This is a genomic window from Chitinophaga sp. sic0106 (genome assembly GCF_019219075.1).
Taxonomy (GTDB): Bacteria; Bacteroidota; Bacteroidia; order Chitinophagales; family Chitinophagaceae; genus Chitinophaga.
On the sequence record NZ_JAHUWJ010000031.1, the window covers coordinates 33,514 to 53,922 of the forward strand.

At 44.3% G+C, this 20,409-nt stretch carries 11 protein-coding genes and 1 pseudogene; 11 read left to right on the top strand and 1 reads right to left on the bottom strand.

Features of this window, described 5'->3' with window-relative positions; genetic code table 11:
- Positions 1–6 precede the first annotated feature (6 nt).
- From KW844_RS28085 to KW844_RS28130, 10 genes and pseudogenes are all read left to right on the top strand, one after another.
- Positions 7–3,525, top strand: coding sequence for a SusC/RagA family TonB-linked outer membrane protein (locus KW844_RS28085; protein WP_218380094.1), 3,519 nt, complete (start codon positions 7–9; stop codon positions 3,523–3,525).
- A gap of 11 nt (positions 3,526–3,536) precedes the next feature.
- Positions 3,537–4,919: a RagB/SusD family nutrient uptake outer membrane protein gene (locus tag KW844_RS28090; RefSeq protein ID WP_218380095.1), complete on the top strand. Its 1,383-nt coding sequence runs from the start codon at positions 3,537–3,539 to the stop codon at positions 4,917–4,919.
- A 23-nt stretch (positions 4,920–4,942) separates the two neighbouring features.
- Positions 4,943–6,139 carry an AhpC/TSA family protein gene (locus KW844_RS28095; protein ID WP_218380096.1) on the top strand — a complete coding sequence of 399 codons (1,197 nt, stop codon included), beginning with the start codon at positions 4,943–4,945 and terminating at the stop codon, positions 6,137–6,139.
- 19 nt (positions 6,140–6,158) lie between these two features.
- Entirely contained in the window at positions 6,159–7,328 is a 1,170-nt protein-coding gene (locus tag KW844_RS29205) for a peroxiredoxin (RefSeq protein ID WP_255578673.1), read from the top strand.
- A gap of 31 nt (positions 7,329–7,359) precedes the next feature.
- Entirely contained in the window at positions 7,360–7,866 is a 507-nt protein-coding gene (locus KW844_RS28105; RefSeq protein ID WP_218380097.1) for a hypothetical protein, read from the top strand.
- Positions 7,867–7,947: 81 nt separating this feature from the next.
- Positions 7,948–9,117: an RsmB/NOP family class I SAM-dependent RNA methyltransferase gene (locus KW844_RS28110; protein WP_218380098.1), complete on the top strand. Its 1,170-nt coding sequence runs from the start codon at positions 7,948–7,950 to the stop codon at positions 9,115–9,117.
- 109 nt (positions 9,118–9,226) lie between these two features.
- Positions 9,227–12,271, top strand: a complete 3,045-nt coding sequence (locus KW844_RS28115) for an RHS repeat domain-containing protein (RefSeq protein ID WP_218380099.1) — start codon at positions 9,227–9,229, stop codon at positions 12,269–12,271.
- 218 nt (positions 12,272–12,489) lie between these two features.
- Positions 12,490–16,581 carry a DUF6443 domain-containing protein gene (locus tag KW844_RS29500; protein ID WP_218380100.1) on the top strand — a complete coding sequence of 1,364 codons (4,092 nt, stop codon included), beginning with the start codon at positions 12,490–12,492 and terminating at the stop codon, positions 16,579–16,581.
- A 10-nt stretch (positions 16,582–16,591) separates the two neighbouring features.
- Positions 16,592–17,128 carry a DUF5063 domain-containing protein gene (locus tag KW844_RS28125; RefSeq protein WP_218380101.1) on the top strand — a complete coding sequence of 179 codons (537 nt, stop codon included), beginning with the start codon at positions 16,592–16,594 and terminating at the stop codon, positions 17,126–17,128.
- Between the two features lie 234 nt (positions 17,129–17,362).
- Positions 17,363–17,482: pseudogene (locus KW844_RS28130) on the top strand (transposase); the annotation flags it as partial.
- A gap of 665 nt (positions 17,483–18,147) precedes the next feature.
- Here the strand turns inward: KW844_RS28130 and KW844_RS28135 are convergent.
- Positions 18,148–18,465: a hypothetical protein gene (locus KW844_RS28135; RefSeq protein WP_218380102.1), complete on the bottom strand. Its 318-nt coding sequence runs from the start codon at positions 18,463–18,465 to the stop codon at positions 18,148–18,150.
- A 90-nt stretch (positions 18,466–18,555) separates the two neighbouring features.
- On the opposite strand from KW844_RS28135, the gene KW844_RS28140 reads away from it, so the two are divergent.
- Entirely contained in the window at positions 18,556–20,385 is a 1,830-nt protein-coding gene (locus tag KW844_RS28140; protein WP_218380103.1) for an ABC transporter ATP-binding protein, read from the top strand.
- Positions 20,386–20,409 lie beyond the last annotated feature (24 nt).

Sequence of the window (20,409 nt, forward strand, 5' to 3'; positions counted from 1 at the left end):
AAAGATATGCAAAAATCGCTTAAGCAGGCGTTCGTACACGCCTTGATAAGATGGCGTGTAGTACTAACAGTGATCTCACTGGGGAGTTTTGTCCTATTATCGGCGCAAACAGCCAGCAGCCAACATTTACAGCAGGTACGCATTTCTGCTGTTTTCGAAAACGAATCACTTGCATCATGTATTAAAAAGCTTGAAAAAAATTACCATCTATCGTTTGGATATGACCAGCAACAATTAGCAGATGTGAAGATATCACGCCTGCGTTTTGTAAATGAAACACTACATAAAGTAATGAACGGATTATTAGCCAATACCAGTCTTACTTTTGAAGAGAAGAACGGAGTGATCATTTTGTCGCTCGCACCTGCCGCAATGCAGTTGCAGGCAGCGCAAACTATGCCCGGCAAGATCCGTGGCCGGTGCCTGGAATCCGGCTCGGCGAATCCCATTCCCGGCGTTACGGTGCGCATCACCGGCACTAACTACACTGCCATTACGGATGCTGATGGGATTTTTGAATTAAGCGTACCACACGGTACCTATACCGTGCAATTTTCCTCCATCGGCTATCAGCAGCTGCTGAAGCCTGCCGTGCGTGTAGCCGCCGCACTCATCAGTCTGCCGGTGAATATGGATGTACAATCTTCCCGTTTATCCGAGGCCGTAGTCATTGGCTATGGCGTGCAGGAGCGCCGCCAGCTGCTCGGTGCAGTCAGCACTTTCCGGGCCGATGAACAACGCGGCCAGCTGCCTATTTCGGTAGATCAGGCCATGGTAGGCAAACTACCCGGTGTGTACATCGCGCCTTCCAGTGGCGTACCAGGCGCCGCAAGCAATATCACCATCCGCGGTATCAGCACCCTGAACCCAAATGGAAATACACCGCTGATCGTAGTAGATGGCGTGCCCATTTACGGAATCGACCAGTCACTGAATACAGTGGATTACAGCAAAGGTTCCTCCCAAGGCTTCTCCTACGGTGGTACACAGGTGGCTAACGATTATAGTCCCCGCACTACCTTTGAAAAAAATCCCCTCGCCACTTTAAACCCCGATGATATTGCGTCTATTGAAGTATTGAAAGATGCTTATGCTACTGCCATCTATGGCTCCCGGGGCTCTGGTGGTGTGATCCTGATCACCACCCGCAAAGGAAGGAAAGGTACTGCACATGTGGATGTACAGGTAAGCAGTTCCATCAGCACCCCCCGGAAATTACCCGGTGTGATGACTGGCGATCAGTACGCGGATTTCTACAACCGCCTGTTTCAATTGAAAGACTCCATAGGCAAAGCTTCCAGCGGATGGTATATTCCCACTAACTACAAATTCCCAAAAGGAGTAAACACCAACTGGCTGGATGAAGTAGTGCGCAACGCCATCGGAACAGATGCAAACGTATCAATGAGCGGCGGCACCGATAAAAGCAATTATTACGTCAGCCTCGGCTACAACAAGCAGGAAGCCTATATCATAAACAATGATTTTACCCGTTACCAGGGTCGTGTAAATTTCGATAACCAACTTACAAAGGCGCTGAAAGTAGGCGTGAGCGTAGGTTTGAATCAGGCTAACAATAATGCGCTCAATGCACAGCAGGTGTACCGGGATGCTATACTGAAAGCCCCCAACATCGGTATTTATGACAGTGTTGGAAAATTTAACTGGCGCTACGGCAATAATCCTACCGGTCCGGAAACAGTATCAAATCCGGTAGGACAGGCTACCACCGGAAAAAACTATTCTACTGACAGTCGTGTGCTTGGTAACGTATTCGCCGATCTGAAGCTGCTGTCGTGGCTTACTGTACATGCAGATGTTGGGACAGACTGGATTAACTCCCGCGCGTACAGCCGCGTGATAGACCGCCCGCAAACAGTTGGCGGCATGGCCACCGAAACGCAACAACAGCTTCGGAAAATGGTAGTCAACAACCGCGTGGACATCAACAAACTGCTGGAAGGCGGACATGGCATCAGTGCCATGCTGGGACAGAGTTTTGAAAAATCAGTGGAAGATGTGACCACAGTGGTGGGCGACCAGTTTATAAATGATGAAATGTTGAGTATCGCCACTGCCAAAAATAAAAGAGTGGTGACCTCCCTGCAACAGGAATGGGCGCAGGTATCGTTCCTTGGGCGACTCAACTATCAATATAAAAATCAATACCTGGCTGGTGTTACCTATCGCCTGGATGGCTCTTCCAGATTTTCGCGCAATCACCGCTATGTAGGGTTTCCCTCTTTTGCATTGGGATGGGTACCCAGCGAAGCTGCATTCCTGAAAGGCAATGCCTGGCTTAATCAACTTAAACTGCGCGGTAGTGTAGGCTTTACCGGTAGTGACGGTGGTAATGGCTATTACGGTAATCAGGGACAATACGTGGTAAATACCTATGGCGCCAGCTATGGTACTGTTACCGCTATTGGTACTTCACAACCAGCTAATCCTAACCTGGCCTGGGAGCGAACTACCACGTGGAATATAGGGCTGGACCTCGGCGTGTTTAACAGCGCTGTTACTGCTACACTGGATTACTACCGCCGCCAGACTACCAATGCGATTGTTAGCTCTGCGCTGCCTTATTTCCAGGGCTTCTCCGTACAAAAGCAGAACCTGGCAGATCTTACTAACACAGGGTTAGAGCTAAGTATCAGCAGTGAAAATATCAAAGGCAAATCCTTGACCTGGAATACCAATTTTAACATCTCTGCCAACAGAAATAAAGTGGTACGGCTGCATAAAATTAATGAGGATGAACTGGCTGTTCAAAATGAACAGGATGGTGGCCGCTTCTGGAAAGTGGGACATTCGGCCACTGCTTATTATCTCTACCAGTGGGGTGGAATCAATCCGCAGAACGGGCAGCCACTGTGGATAGATAAAAGTGGTAAATCGTCCGAAACGCCGATTCAGCAGCAGTATACAGATAAGCCATACCTGCAGCGGGAATACAAGGGAGATGCCATGCCGGTTGTTTTTGGTGGCCTCGGTAACACGGTTTCCTGGAAGTCCTTTGAGCTGAACTGTTTCTTCTCTTTCTCCGCGGGTAATAAAATTATTAATGGCGCTAAAGCGGCGCAGTATAGCTACATGGGCAGTTCTGCCAGTTCCAATAATACCTGGAATCTGTCGCCGGAGCTGCTGGCCTACTGGCAATATGCCGGGCAAAATACGGATATCCCGGCGCTGATTAATAAATCTAATTATGCATCCGGTAGTTTCGGTGCTTCATATGATTATACGCTGAGCCGCCAGAGTGACCGGTTTTTGGAAGATGCTTCCTTCATCAAGCTCCGTAGTCTTACCCTGACGTATGATTTCACCCGGATGTTGAAATCGGTGAAGTCGTTACGCTCGCTGCGTGTATTCGTGGAAGGTAATAACCTGTTTGTGCTGACTGGTTATTCCGGCATTGATCCGGAGGTGAGTGCAAATGGTTCCTCTGCGTTGGGGATGGGCTTTGATGAGCTGACGATGGCGGCCCCGCGTACCTGGAGAATAGGTGTAAAGGCATCACTTTAAAATTGATTTTTATGAAGAGATTAATATATAGCGTAATCGTTACCGGCCTGGTTGTACTGGGTGTGTCCTGCGGTAAACAGCTGGACCTGAAGCCGGAAGGAACAATGGTGGAAGCCGACTTGCTGAAGGATCGCCAGTCCACCGAAAGTTTTTTAGCGGATGCCTACCTGCAAATGATGGATGCCTGCGGCGCGGATGCTTATTTGTTGGGAGATGTAACGGGTAACATTGTAAGCTCTTTCGACCAGGCATTGGTGGAAGGGAAGATAGATCCGAGAGATAAGAATTATGATCCTTACTGGCAGCAGCCATATGCTGTTATCAATGAAGCCAATGTGATCATCAACAAATTGGGCAAGTATGCCCAATTTGATGTAGCCAGCCAGCAGCAGTTTATAGCAGAAGCTAAATTTATCCGGGCATATTGCCACCTGACATTGCTGCAGATGTACGGTGAAGGCGCCTTACAGGGGAATAGTACCGGTATGGGGGTGCCAATAATGCTGGATGCCTTTGAAGGATATGATGGTTCGCAGAACAAGGCCCGTAATACGAATGCGGAGGTGTATAAGCAGATTTTACTGGATCTGGACGAGGCGATGGCCGTGCTCCCCGCTACCAGAAGTACTTTGCTGGACAAGGCTTCCAGGGCTACCAGCGGCGCTGCAGCCGCACTGGCTTCGCGGGTTTGTTTATACATGCACAACTATCAGCGGGCGGCCGGTTATGCCGACGCTGTATTGAACAGCAAACAATATAGTCTGCAAAAAACATTTGCCGCCATGTGGCCGGATAATACCACCGGTACTGCTCCATACCAGTTAAATACAGAAACAATTTTCGCTTTCCCGGAGAGTTATAATGCCACCAGTAACTACGGGGATAATAACGGGCTTTACTATTCCTATGGCTTTTATAAGTCCCTGCCTGACTTCCTGGCAATTTACGATGTTGGTGATGACCGGTTGCTGGGCACTAAAGCAGGTACGTTTATACCCAAATACACGGATATGAATATCCGCGATAATGTGATTATGATCCGGCTGGCAGAGGTGATGCTTACTGCGGCAGAAGCGCAGGCACAGGTGGCTGGTGTTACACAGGGCGCGGTAGACCTGCTCAATGCCGTGTATGCAAGATCGTTTTCCATTAATCCGGTACCGAAGGTATATACCATAGCGGATTTCAGCAGCAAGGAACAGCTGATCAACCGTATTCTGCTGGAACGTAAGCGGGAGATGGCATATGAAGGTTTGGCAAGATTTGATGCCATCCGATATAACAAACAGCCCAATCCGCTACTGCTGCCGGAAAAGTTTGCTATGCCTGTTCCACAGCATGAAATAGATATTACCGGTGGCCTGATTAAACAGAACCCCGGATATGCCAAATAACGTTAACGAATAAACGATTAAGTATGAAAAAAGCCCTGAGTGCTTTAACCGGTGTATTGCTGTCGCTGGGCAGCATGGCACAAACCATCACGATCGAAGGTGATATCACCGGCGACCTGAAAGGACATAACAAAATGTATATCTATTCCCGGACCTACAAAGACTCCGCGGAGATCGTCAATGGTCATTATACACTAAAGGTGCCTTTTTCCACACCTTCCATGATGATGTTATTGCCCGAATATATCCTGGCGGAAAGGCAGATGTATGTGCCTTTTGGAATTCTGTTCGACAAGCCGGTGACTTATAAGGTTAGCACAGATGTGGCGAAAGGTATGTCGGAGTCGGCGGTGAAAGGATCAGAAGCCGCGGAGTTGCTATTGGCCTATGGCCGTCAGAAATCCGCCGCTTACCAGAAAATGACGGCTACACTGCAAGCCGAATTCGGCGCTGTTTGGATGGAAGAAAGTAATCCAAAATATGCCGCGTTCGAGCAACGGCAGAATGAGCTGCAAAAGCAATTACTTCTCCCGTTATTACAAAATTTGGTAAAGCAGCATCCTGACTCATATGCGTCCGTATTTAGTTTGAATGAAGCGCGCGAAATGGCCACAGTAGCGCAACAGGAACAACTCTATAACGGGCTGTCCAAACAAATGAAGGCTACCAGAGAGGCTACCGAATTCCATCAGTTTGCAGAAGGATTGCGTAATTCCGCCATAGGTAAACAGGTAAAGGATTTCAGCCTGCCTGCTCCGGATGGGAAATTAGTAAAGTTCAGTGATTTGAAAGGTAAATATGTACTGATTGATTTCTGGGCCAGCTGGTGCTCACCTTGCCGTAAATCTTTCCCACATATGCGGGAGGTATTCCAGCAATATAAAGACCAGAATTTCGTGATCTATAGCATCTCCATCGACAAAAGTAAACCAGACTGGCTGAAGGCGGTGGCAGAAGAAAATAACCCATGGATACAGGCGCTGGATGATAAGAATGTTTCCGGTAGCGGCTTTGCTATCACCGGTGTTCCTACCACCATCCTTGTTGGGCCCGATGGTAAAATTTTACAGAAGGAAATAGGCTTTGATGAAACCGGAAATGGTGGTATTGAAAAGCAATTACAGGCGCTGTTTGGAGGAAAGGTGACTAAACCTGCTGAAGCTAAGCCGGCAGCTGAACCAAAGGTAATTCCTGCCATGCCCATGACCAGCATGCAATAAATTCAAAAACCAATCATACATGAAACAATTTCGTAAACGGATGCTTGCTGTTCTGCTTGTTGCTGGTGCTATACTGCCGGCAACTGCACAGCAGGCAAAAAAGTACATTACGGTGAGCGGAAAAATCAAATTTCCGCCGGATGCCGAACAACAGGCAAAGTTTCCATTTCTTGTGCAGAAACAGCAGGGGGACGAGCGTATCACCATTGATACCATACACCTGCGTGCAGACGGGACTTACAGCCATAAGCTGGACGTTTCCACCCCGCAGTTTTATATCCTGAATGAGTTTGAGGAAGACAGACTGACTGTTTGGGCCAACAGGGAAAACCTGCGTATTGATTTCAGAGGTATCGACACTGCTGCGATTAAATACAAGAATCCTCCTTATGTATACATCGACGGGAGCGAGGAGAACAAACTGATCAACGAAGTTAATTTCATTACCTACCGTAACTACCAGGCTATGATACAGAATGGGCAGTTGCAATACCAGGCATCGTTTGCAAAAAATAAAGAACTGGATAGCACCTTTACTGCCATGTATGGCTGGCTGAGCGATGATATGGCCGAAAGGGTGAAATTACTTATGCGTATGAACCCCAATACGCCGGTACTGCTGTATGCATTGGATTATTTACATCCGCAAAAAGACAAGGAGCTGATAGCTTCAGAACTAGACAAGCTGATCAAAAAGTATCCTTACCTCGCCGAGGCGAAACGTAAGAAGGCGGATATGATCATTGCGGCAGAAATTGAGCGTAAAACCGGTGTTGGCGCTACAGCCATGAATTTCACGCAGGCAGATACAAAGGGGAATCCTGTACAGCTGTCTGATTACAAAGGGAAATATGTGCTGGTGGATTTCTGGGCCAGCTGGTGCGGGCCTTGCAGAGCGGAGAATCCTAATGTGCTGGAAAACTTCGAGAAATACCATCCCAAAGGATTGGAGATACTGGGTGTATCCCTTGATAATTCCAAAGATGCCTGGATAAAGGCTATTAAAGATGATGGCCTCACCTGGGCACATGTAAGTGACCTGAAGGGATGGAAAAATGAAGTAGCAAAAGCCTATAATATCCGTGCCGTGCCCTCTAATTTCCTGATTGACAAAGAAGGAAAGATTGTGGCGGTTAACCTGCGCGGGGATGAGTTGACACAAAAACTGGAAGAGATTTTCGGAAAATAAGATTTAAGAGAAACCTGTAATAGAAACGATTATGAAGCAACTGTTTACCTTGTTGTTAATCTGCTGTAGTATGGCTGCCATGGCCCAGATCCAGGCTGCACAAAAGATCATTCCTGAGTACCTGCATGAATCGCAGATTAAGAGTACACCGGTAAAAATCTGGCGCACTATCCGCGACCTGCCAAAGGCCAAGGAGTATTCGAATGGAATGATTAAAGAGATAGATATCAGAACGGTGGGACAAGTCAGCTACCGCGACCTGGTATTTGCGGATGGTACCAAACGCACGGATGAGATTGAACAAGTACATGATCAATACAAATTTTTTGTGTTTAACATCCAGGACCCGCTGCCAAAGGGAGTATCCAAAGCAATTATTACTGCATTGGTGGAGTCACGCCCTGATAATGATGATGTAGCGGTGGTACGATGGAGTATTATTATGGAAGGGGATAAGAGTGCCCGTAAGCCATTGGTGGAGAGCCTGACCGCTGAAATAGCCAACTACGAAGCGGGATTGAAGAAGCTGCTGGAATAGTTGCACCTAAATATTGCTGAAAAGACCTGTGCTATGGCACGGGTCTTTTTCATGTAGGGCAGAAAGTCATACCTTCGCGGCATGACACGTTGGGAAAGTTATCTCGTTTCAGCCGCTAAAGTGATTAATGCCTACAAAGGCGAGCTGCCGCTGCACCATTTTCTGAAAGCATTTTTTAAGCAACACCCGCAAATGGGGAGTCGCGACAGGCGCTGGATTTCACAGCTGGTATATCATTATTTCCGGCTGGGATGGTGGAAGAAAGATATGGAAGTAAGTGAGCGCCTGCTTTTAGGGACTTTCTTATCGGAACAAAAGCCCAACGACCTGCTGGCGCAATTGCAGCCGGCATGGAATGAGCAGATAGCTGCACCGCTGTCGGAGAAATTGCAGCTGAGCGGCGCCGGAGAACTCACCGCTGAACAGCTGTTCCCTTTTACGGACGAGTTGTCTGCCGGTATTGATGCGAACGGGTTTGCGCTAAGTTATCTGAATCAACCTCATTTTTTCCTGCGCATCCGCAATAATAAACAGGATAAAGTTCAGGCGATACTGAAGCAGGCTAACATCGCCTACGAATTGTCTGAAAACCGTACCACGCTTGCGTTACCGAACGGTACTAAAATAGAAGAACTCATTCCTGATAAAAGCTGGTATGAAATACAGGATGCCAGCAGTCAGCAAACAGGCCTGTTGTTTAAACCTGCCAGAGGCCAGCGTTGGTGGGATTGCTGCGCCGCCAGTGGTGGTAAATCCATCCTGCTGAAAGACCAGGAGCCTAATGTACAGTTGTTGGTAAGTGATGTACGTAGATCTATCCTCGAAAACCTGCAGCAACGCTTCGCTGCCGCCGGTGTGAAAAACTATGAAGCGCGCGTGGCGGACCTTACCAATCCTGCCTTTCCGGGAACGATGGGGAATGTGAAATTCGATGGTATTATCCTCGATGCACCCTGCAGTGGTTCCGGTACCTGGGGCCGTACACCGGAGAGTTTAGCCTTCTTCAAAAAAGAAGAAATACAACGTTACCAGGATTTGCAAAAGCGTATAGCCGATAACGTTATACATTTCGTGAAGCCTGGTGGTGTGCTGATTTATATCACCTGCTCCGTGTTCAAGAAAGAGAATGAAGAGGTAGTGGAATTTATTGAAGCAAATAGTGATTTGAGAAGAGAAGAAGGCGGTGTGATTCCGGGGTATGGAAGTGGAGCGGATACGATGTTTGCGGTGAGGTTTAGGAGAGTTGGTTAGAATCTTATCCAGAGAAGAATTTCTTATAAAACACTAAATTAAATTGATAAAATTCTATTTTTAAATTGTAGTTTACCCATCCCTTTTATACTAATGATATTGTGAATAAATGAAAAAGAATTTAATTCTCCTATACCTTCTGTTAGTTATAGCAGGTGTTGGTTTTGCGCAGTCCGGAGATTTACTTCGCGTGATGCAACCTTCACCTACAAGCCGTGAATTCGAAAAGTACATTACCCAGCAAGTTTCCTTGTACAATGGTATTCCTGAAATCAATATACCATTATATAATCTCCAGGTGGGTAAGGAGTCAATACCCATTATGCTGAAATACCATGCCTCCGGAATAAAATTTGGTCAGAGCTCCGGGGAGGTGGGCGTTGGCTGGGTACTTGAACCCGGCTATAGAATTTCCAGGACTATGTATGGTCGGCCGGATGAATATTTTCCTATGCCTGCAAATCTGGATGCGGTCAACTCGATATCTGATCCTGCCACCAGAGATATTTACCTGGCGCAATTTGGCCGTGATAATGAAATGTACCTTCCCTATGCTGCCCAGTCACTGGACGGTGAGTATGATAAGTTTTCTTACTCTCTCGGGTCTACAGCAGGCATGTTTATTATTACCGACCGACAGCTGCGACAGGTAAAAACTACCAGTACCACTTTGGATGCAATATCTTATGCGCAGAGCAGCCAGGGGATGATTACCAATTTTGATATAAAGGATGGTAATGGAATTTCCTACCGTTTTGGAAAAGAATTGACAGGAGGTAATGTAATATATGAAAGAAACTCCAGCGTTAACTTTACAAAAGGTATTACCCCTTCCGCCTGGTTGCTGACTGATATGGTGGATCCGTTCGGACAATATGCACGATTTCACTATAAAAATTACCAGGAGAGCAACTCAAATACAGGGAAATCACTGTATACCATGGCCTCAGTTACCGGATCTGACGGAATGTGTCCTAATACAACCGGAGATGCAAATTTAAACAGTGTTCCACTAAATGTATATGAGGTACAGGCATTAATGGATATAACTACGGAAAGAGAGGTGGTGAAGTTCTATCGAAAAGCCAATACCACCATTATTGACTCTATTACAGTAAACCTAATCACCGGTCAACGTTTGAAAAAGTTTGTATTCCAGTATGTCTCAACTGCACTGCACCGGTTCCTAGATAAGGTGATAGTTTATGGAAGCAAAGATATCGATGGACAGACCTACAGCTTTAACTATATTAACCGGGATTATCCAGGAAACGGAAGTCTGATCGCGGATTATTGGGGTTATTATAGACAAACCTCCAATAATTACTATGAGTTTCCGGATTTCGGCTCCCTGTATCTCTGTAAAGGAGAGTTAGGGGTTGTTTCGCTGGGAACCTATATGACAATGACGGACAGAAACTCGTATGGTGCTGATGCTAGTTTTTTTACGCTCAGTAAAATAACCTATCCGACAGGGGGAAGTACTTCTTTTGAATATGAATCAAATAAATATTGGGGGGCGAATGATAATAATGGGATGCTTGCAATTAAAAATGTTGGTATCAGAATAAAAAAGATTTGGTTTAATGACCTTGTGAGAAATGAAACAATGATGAAGGAGTACCGGTATGGCACTACTGATGATGAAACAGGTCAGGTTTCGGTAGACCTTGCGAATAAGAATCTGTTTATTTCGGAAGCTGTATTTGGGGACTGCCTATTATACGGTCCAAGTCAGGCAGACGTTAGGTTACTGCGTACTGTCACCTTTAAAACCAACCCTGATGAAGAATTGGCGGTGGCTGCTGCAAGTCCGGTTGTCTATAGCAAAGTTACTGAAACTTCGCGGGGCATCAATTCAGTGAATGGTCTGGCAGAATACAATGGAAAAACTGAATATTATTACTTACTACCTGAGGCTATTTACTATCAAGGCTATCCTGTGAACTCCAGTTATATGGCGTATGATGGACTAATGGATGGATTCGGAGCAGACTGTATAAATATGGGGGCTGGCGCAAAATATTTGCTGCGAAAGTATCCTGCTTATTACGTTTCTCTCGATGCTTCCTGGAAAAAGCCAGTGTTAAAGTCTAAAAAAGTCTACAAATATGTAAATGGAATATATGAGCCGCAGTTATTTGAGGAGAGTGAATATGTTTCAAATATGGAAATGTTTCCTGGTTTAAAGGTGCGGAAGTTTTTTAGTGCATCTGAAAATTATAATAGTTCCAGCAACTATTATGCTTATGGCATTACCAGTTTATTTGACTATGGTAGTTATAGTGTTTCATGCGGAGATCAGGTGCTTTCCCGTACAGTTTCCACGTATTTTTCAAATGGCAGCCAATTGCAACGGGAACGGAAATTAAGCTATAATTCTCTACTACAGGTCAACAAAGAAGAAACTGTTAATAGCGATAATACAAAAACAATTGCATATAATTATTATCCGAGAGACTATGGGGTAATTACAGGAACTGATCCCATTTCGTCAGGTGTAAAAAAACTGTTGGAGAGCCATATACTTACAGCCACCATTGAAAATACGTTAGCCAAAACTGATATCGATGGCAGTAATGAGCGGGTGATCAAATCGAATTTTAATTCCTTTAAATCCAACATGCCATTACAGGATGGATTTTGGACATTCAATGATGGCAGTGGTGTTACCAATTTTAGCAGAACTACAACGATTAACGGAGCTGTAAACCTGGACCCCCGCTATCAATACAGGTTATCGTTTAATAGTTATGATAGTCGCGGAAATATCCTGGAACAGCAGAAGGTGAATGACATTGCCGAAGTTTACATCTGGGGTTATAACAACCAATATCCTGTCGCGAAAATATCCGGAGGAAACTATGTTACCTCTATTGGGCAGTTAAACCAGGCAATTTTACAGAATCCGGCCAACGACCAACAATTAAGGGAAGAATTGAACAAGCTCAGAATTAATAGTCTGGATGGAAAAATATTGGTGAGTACATATACATATGCGCCTTCAGTAGGTGTTACCAGCGAAACTGATCCTGCTGGTCGTACTTCTTATTATGAGTATGATGAATCAGGTCGTTTAAAGCTGATAAGGGATGCCCATGGAAATATTGTTAAGCAGTATGATTACAAATATCAGCAGCCTTTAACTCAATAAATGTATTATTTAAAAACCGTTCTGTTGTGAATGGTTGAAGCGTCTATTTTCCAAATAATAGTTATCCTGATACTGTGAATAAATTTATCCTTGCCCTCATTTTTGGAGGATTCCCAATAATATCGCTTGCACAGGAAAATAAACCTGTAGTAATTACTCCAGTTTCTCAGACTGCGGAGACTATACCTGCCGGGTATACAAATCCTACCATTAATTATGTGAGAACCTGGGAGCCGGCTGTCCCACTCACAAATGCAGCAGACGTTAGCAACCGAACTAAGCCTGTAAGCCAGGTGAAAGAACAGACTACTTATGTAGATGGTCTTGGCCGGCCACTTCAATCAGTAGTAAAAGGGATTAGCCCGCAGGGGCGTGACCTGGTAACACCTGTTATTTACGATCAGTTTGGCAGAGAAGTTACCAAATATCTTCCCTATACTTCCACCACAGGTGACGGTAATCTGAAGCTTAACCCATTTTTGGACCAGCAGCAATTTTACCAGGGGTATCCTGCGGCACAAAACAATACCATCTATTACAGTGAAACTGAATTTGAAGCCTCGCCGCTTAATCGGCAATTAAAAACTTATGCCGCCGGGAACAGCTGGGCCAGAACAAAAGGGAATCATCCAATAGAGCAGCAATATCTGGTAAATGAATCTGCTGACCAGGTAGTTATCTGGACAATAAATAACAATGGTAATACCATCGCTTCCGGATACTATGCTCCAGGTACATTGTACAAAGAAATTATTATCAATGAAGATGGAGCAAAGGTGACAAGTTTTAAAGACAACAGTAATGTTCTGATCCTGAAAAAGGTGGAACAGACTTCTCAACATATGAATGCATATGATGGTTGGCTGAGTACCTATTATGTATATGATGATCTGGGGCAGCTCAGAACCGTTATACCTCCATTGGCAGTGGAAAAGATTGTCGGCCAGTGGAGCCTTGACGCCGTGCAGGCAGAGCTCTGTTTTCAATATAATTATGATAGTCGTGGCCGAATGATTGAAAAGAAGATTCCGGGAGCTGGCGTAGTGGAAATGGTTTATGATACACGCGATCGGCTGGTTTTTACACGGGATGGAAATATGAGAGGTAAAGGAGACTGGCTGGTGACTTTTTATGATGGGCTAAACAGGCAGGTTGAAACCGCTGTTTATCATCCTACGGTGCCTGCCGATCGCCCTTCGTTGCAATCAGGTATGAATGTGGTTACCAATACTACTGGCCAGCAACAATTCATCTTTGCCGGCATCGATAACCTGATAATGGCTACTGATCAGAGTAAATCACTTTATGAAGCAAGAATAAGTATTGAGCTGATTGATGGTTATGATAGTAATACAGGTGAAAAAGAGTATAGCATAAATCCCAACCTGAATACCGGTCAGTTGGCTTTGCAGGTGAATAATCCGTTGCCGGCTATAAGTGAAGAAGAACTGACCCCATTGACTTTTACTTTTTATGATAACTATAGCTATCCAGGCGTGATTGCGCCGGTTGGTTTTGATTTTAATCCCTATAAAGATGTCAATGCAATTGGTCCTGTTGATCCTCTAAGGGCATTGAACACACAAGGATTGGTAACAGGTGTGCGCACCCGCGTGCTGGGTACAAACAACTGGCTTACTACCACTACTTACTATGATGATAAAGGGCGTACCATAGAAATAGCGAAAGAAAACTATAACGGTGGTAAGCATACAATTCATTCCATGTATGACTTTTCCGGCAAAATATTACTGACCCATGAACAGCATACTAATCCATCCAGTGCGCAACAATCTAACATGGATGTTATCACCCGGAACAGCTACGATGCTGCGGGCAGATTACTCACAGTTACCAAACGTTATAATAACGACGCCAGTCTGGAGCGAATAATTTTATCAAATACTTACGATGCAAACGGTCAGCTGCAAAAAAAAGACCTGGGTATTAGTACCGATGCTATTGCACTTACTTCCGTGAACTATGAATATAACATTCGTGGTTGGTTAACGGGTATGAACAAAGCATATGTGACAAGTGGTACTGGTGACCGCATGTACTTTGGCCAAACGCTGTCATATGACAATGGATTTAACAATCCATCATTTAGTGGCAATATCGCTGGCCAGCTGTGGAGAGGTTTTAATGATCCTGTAGCAAGGGCCTATGGATATAAATATGATAATGCCAGCAGATTGCTTTCAGCGGATTTCAACCAGCAGAATAATGGTCCTTCTGACAGCTGGACGCACAGTTCCGTTAATTTCTCGGTATCAAATCTTGGATATGATGCCAATGGTAACATCATGAGCATGAAGCAGGACGGTATTGTCGCTGGTGCTCCTGCAATAATTGATAACCTGCAGTATCGTTATATGAGTAACAGCAACAAGCTGGGGTCAGTGAACGACCTAGGAGGAACGGCTGCTGCATTGGGTGATTTCAAAAATTCTTCCTCCGACGGAGTGGACTACGGTTATGATAGCAATGGTAATCTTATAGGTGATAATAACAAAGGCATCAGTCAAATTAATTATAATATCCTTAATCTGCCGGAAGAAATCATTGTTGGGACAAAAGGGAGTATCAGTTATTTATACGATGCTGCAGGCGCCAAACTCCGGAAAACAGTAATTGATAAAACTGTTTCACCGGTAAAAACTACTGTTACTGACTATCTGGCGGGTCTTGTATTTAAGGATAATGTCATGGAACTGATAAGTCATGAAGAAGGCAGGCTGCGGGTAGTAAATAAGCAGGGTGCTGCGCCATTATATATTTATGATTACTTCCTGAAGGATCACCTTGGTAATGTTCGCACCGTATTGACAGAACATAATGACCAAACTATTTATGCTGCAACGATGGAAGCAGCCAAAGCCTCGACTGAAGAAGCGTTGTTTAGCAATGTGGCCACTACCAGAGCTGATTTGCCGGTAGGTTACCCAACCGACGAAACTTCCAATGTTAACAAATTTGCATCCAAATTAAATGGGGGGTCCGAGAAAAAGGTAGGCACTTCACTGGTGCTGCGTGTAATGGCTGGGGATACAGTTAAAATGGGCACTAAGGCATTCTACAAATCAACAGTGGGTCAAAAGAAGAATGCTTCCAAAGAGGAAATACTTAGCTCCCTGCTAAATGCATTCGGTGAAAGTACAGGAAATGGCGGCCACGGTAGCGTAGCCTCAAATCGTACACCAGCCAGCAACCTGACCGGCAATGACTTGCGTAAGCTGGCCGAGAAAAATCCCGACCAGGGAATGGTAGACAAACCTCGCGCTTACCTGAACTATGTATTGTTTGATGATCAGTTTAAACTGGTGGATCAGAGCAGTGGCATTAAGCAGGTAGCTGCCACTCCAGATGAACTGCAAACATTATCCACAGATGATGTGGTGATGGAAAAGAGTGGTTTTCTGTATATTTATACCAGTAATGAAACCAATCAGGATGTGTACTTTGATAACCTGGTGGTGACCCATAACGGAGGGCCGGTGCTGGAGGAGGCGCATTATTATCCTTTTGGGCTGACGATGGCAGGGATAAGTTCGAATGCGTTGAAGGGGAGTAACTACCCAGAGAATCGTAAAAAATATAATGGAAATGAGTTACAGTCAAAAGAGTTCAGTGACGGGTCAGGGCTGGAATTATTTGACTTCAATGCCAGAACTTTTGATCCGCAGATTGGCAGATTCTTACAAATAGATCCCTGGATCGAGGAAGGCAGTCAGGAGATGTTGACGCCATACCAGTTTGCTTACAACAATCCGATAAGGTATAATGATCCTAATGGGAAATGTCCTGCATGTATTTTCCTGGCCTTACCAGCTATAGGAGATGCTTTAGTTACATTAGGTGCAGCAGTTGGACTTACTGCGGTAATAACTCGGGCTGCAGATAAGGTTAAAGATATTGAAGTTGATTGGAGTAAAATTGGAGGCGCCGAAGGATCCTTGACATTTGCTCCTCAAATCACAATTCCGCAGCATAGGCTGATGGAAATGCAGAATGCTGAGAAGTCTCAATCTTTGGAGAAGGATGTTAAATCACTGGAGAAAGGTATTAAAAATCATGAAAAAACAATCAAAGAACATGAAGATAAGCTGGAGGATTACAAAACAGACCCAGATAAGCACGATAATAAAGGAGAATTAAAGAATTTGACAAAAGAGCAGAGAGATCGAAGGGTTGATGGTAGGGTGAAGGCCTTAGAAAAGCAAATTAAGAATCAAAAAGAAGCATTGAGGAGAGATCAAGAAAAACTTGAAACAACTAAGAAAGAACTAAGCAATCTTAAATTAAAATAAGGATAAATTTATGTCAATATCGGAAAAAGAAGATTTTAATCAACCTATAGACGCACCTGAAATTTTGAATTTTGCCGATATAGCAAGATCATATTGTAGATTTCTTGAGTATGATCGGAACATGAATGCTGAGGAGTTTTTACTTATGCTACAACGTATGTTGTTAATACTTTATCAAGATGCAAGCAAATTACCGATTGTTGAATCTGACGAGGAGATAATAATTGAAAACGATTGGGATAGCACTACCTGGGAAAAAGTTTTTTCCCAAACTATAGAGCGATTAAAGGATTCACGATATTATCTTCATTTGTTTAATCCTGCAGATGAGTTTGATAAAGATATCATTTACGGAGATTTGCTCGATGATATTTGTGATATATACAAAGACATAAAAAGGGCGATAGTAATCTTTGATAGTAAAACAAAGGGATCAATGAATAATGTAGTATGGCAATTTTATTTCGACTTTAAGAGTCATTGGGGTGATCATTGTATAAATGCAATTTACGCGACACATTATTTCTTAAAAAAGATGGCTGAATAAATGACACTATCTCATAAACTGTGTAAATCATAAAAATCGGGGTTTCGCTCCGATTTTTTAATTTTAAAGCATATACAGTATCATGAATACAGAAAATTTTTTATCAGACGATTTTCTGAAGCAGTTTAAAACGGCCGATCAGCTAAATAATTTCCTAGCCCAGATTCAGAAGCGGTGGACTGAAAAGATGCTGGAAGCTGAACGGGCTAGCCATTAGGCTATTATAAGAATGAGCCAAATGAAAACGACAAAAGCCGTAATGGCTATGGCAAAAAGAAGATTAAGACCAACTATGGTGAATCTGAGATAAAAGTCCCAAGGGATCGGCATGCCAGTTTTAACCTATGGTTTTAAGGCATGTGGTGTAGAAGATATGCGAATAACGGCTACTGATAACTTAAATGGTTTTACGGGAACCCATTAAATCAGTGTTCCCGGAGTCTTCTACTCAGGTTTGTATAGTACATCGGATCCGTAGTAGTTGCCGCTAAGTGGTCTGATAAGACAAAAAGGAGTTTGCCAGGGACATGAAGGACATTTATGGAGCATCAACAAATAAAAAGCCATTAGATGAAACTAATTATGAAGAATAGAATTCTCTTAATATTGAATAGAACGCACTTGCGTCGGAAAGCCCAAATCTCAAAACTTTTCAATACAAATTGATGCATTGTATATGATCAATAAGATAGTACATCCTTATGGAACAAATATGTATTCTTGTTACCCTGTTATTATTGATTGGAAAAATAAGACTGAGATTAACAACTGTCCGGCTTTAATAGTTGATTATTGCAAAGTTTATGAAAATGCCTGAAAGAATGTTTTAAGACAAAAAAAATTGGTGATACATTTTAGTTTACTACAAGATATGCCTGATTCGGCGCAGATCCAAAGACTATTAATGGGCAATAACTTGAAAGTGATATTATTGATATTTTTATATGAACCAATTCATTCAGCTGGTTGAAGAAATGATCAGGTAGGAATGTGATTTTTCAAGTCATGTGAGACGAAAATCAATTCCGTTTCCGATAGTACCATTTTCTATTTCTCGGAATAATTTCAACCTCTTTTTCCCAATATTTGCCGGTTCCATCAGGTTGGATTGGGATAAGGTGTTCTAGTTCCAAGTATTTCTCGTATGGTGTCTTGCCGTTTAAAGAGGCATTAGGCCTTTGATGGTTATAGAAATCCTGCCATTCTGAAACCTTGTCGGCCAATTCAATATTTTTTTGCTGCCGTGGAATTGTCGAATAGAACTCTGATTTGTCGGAAAAATCCTCTTTTTGGGGTTTGTTTACCTGGTTATATTTTAGTGATAGTACAGTGACCATGCCAAATTTTTCCACTTCCGCGACTTCCCGCTGTTGTTTTTTTTCGTTAACTTATAATCAGGAAACCATCACAAACGAAAACCGCGCAGCATGAAGACGCTCTGGAAATACCTGAAGCCGCATAAAAAACTCATCCTCTTATCCCTGCTGCTGGCCGGCTCCGCGCAATTACTCAACCTGCTGGACCCTATCATCTTCGGTAAAATAGTAGATAATTACGCTTCCAATCCCGGTAATCTGAGTGAGAAGGAACTGGTGAGCAGTGTACTTTACTGGCTGGGTATTGCCATTGCCATAGCCTTGCTCGCCAAAGCCCTTAAGTCTCTGCAAGAATACCTGACAAGAAAAACCGTGGCCCAGTTTGGGATGCAGATATTTAACGATGGGCTGAAACAGACGCTGCGCCTGTCGTTTCAGGAGTTCGAAGAAAACAGGAGTGGTACCACGCTCTCCATTTTACAGAAAGTAAAAACGGACGCGGAACGATTTACCAACAGCTTTATCAACGTACTTTTTTCTTCGCTGGTAGGTACTGGTTTTCTGATCTGGTATAGCATTAATAAAAACTGGATGCTGATCCCTGTATTTGTGATAGGTGTGTTAGTACTGGGTTCGCTAACGGGCCTCCTTTCCCGGAAAATCAAAACAGTGCAGCGCAGCATCAACCGGCAAACAGATGCACAGGCTGGTGTGATCACCGAAAGTTTGCGGAATATAGAGCTGGTAAAGAGCCTGGGGCTTACCTTTCCGGAGATCAGGCGCTTGAATGAGCAAACGAAAAAGATCTATGAGCTGGAGATGTACAAAGCAAAAAAGGTGAGTACACTTTCGTTGCTGCAGGGCACTGCGCTCAACCTGTTGAAACAATCGATTTTGTTTATACTTCTTTGGCTGATATTCAGACAGGTGCTGAGTACTGGTGAGCTGATCGCCATGCAATTCATATCCACCGCCATTTTCGTGCCGTTGCAGGACCTCGGCAACATGATCCTGCAATACCGCGAAGTGGATGCCAGTATCCGCAATTTTGATAAGCTGATGAAGAAACCGGTAGAACGCCGGCCGGAGGTGCCAGTGGAGATTGGACCTTTGGAGAGCTTACGTTTTGAGGATGTGGTATTCCGTCATAAAACCGCTACCTACAACGCTATGGATGGCATTTCTTTCGCGGTACATACCGGCCAGACGATTGCCTTTGTAGGCCCGTCAGGTTCCGGTAAATCCACGCTGGTAAAGCTGTTGGTGGGACTCTATACTCCTGTTAGCGGTAACATCTACTTTAACGAAGTAAAATCAGCAGACCTCCGTTATAACCCGCTCAGGAGGCAGATTGGCTTTGTGACCCAGGATACGCAGCTGTATGCCGGCACCATACGCGATAATATGCTGTTTGTAAAGCCCGGTGCTAGTAATGAAGAAATTATGGAGGCCCTGAATAAGGCTTCTGCAGCGGCTTTGATCGCAAAAACAGATAAGGGAATTTATACCATGCTGGGCGAAAACGGTATGAAGCTCAGCGGAGGGGAAAAGCAACGGATTTCTATTGCCAGGGCGCTGCTACGGCAACCGCGCTTATTGATTTTCGATGAGGCAACCTCCGCCCTCGATTCCCTTACAGAAGAAGACATTACCGCTACCATCCGGGAAGTATCAGCATCCAGGGAGCAAATGACGATACTGATAGCCCATCGGTTATCTACTATTATGCATGCAGATGCTATTTACGTGCTGGAAAAGGGGAAGATAGTGGAAACAGGCAGCCATGATGAGCTGCTGGTGCAGAAGGGGCTGTATTATGCCATGTGGCGACAACAGGTGGGTGAGCGTCGCTTCCGGCCGGAAACGTTGCAGGATGCCGGTGCTGACGAGGAGGAAGAGGACGATGACGACATCATTGTGCAAAAAATAGGGCTGACCTGATGGCCAGCCCCGTAAGTATAAACT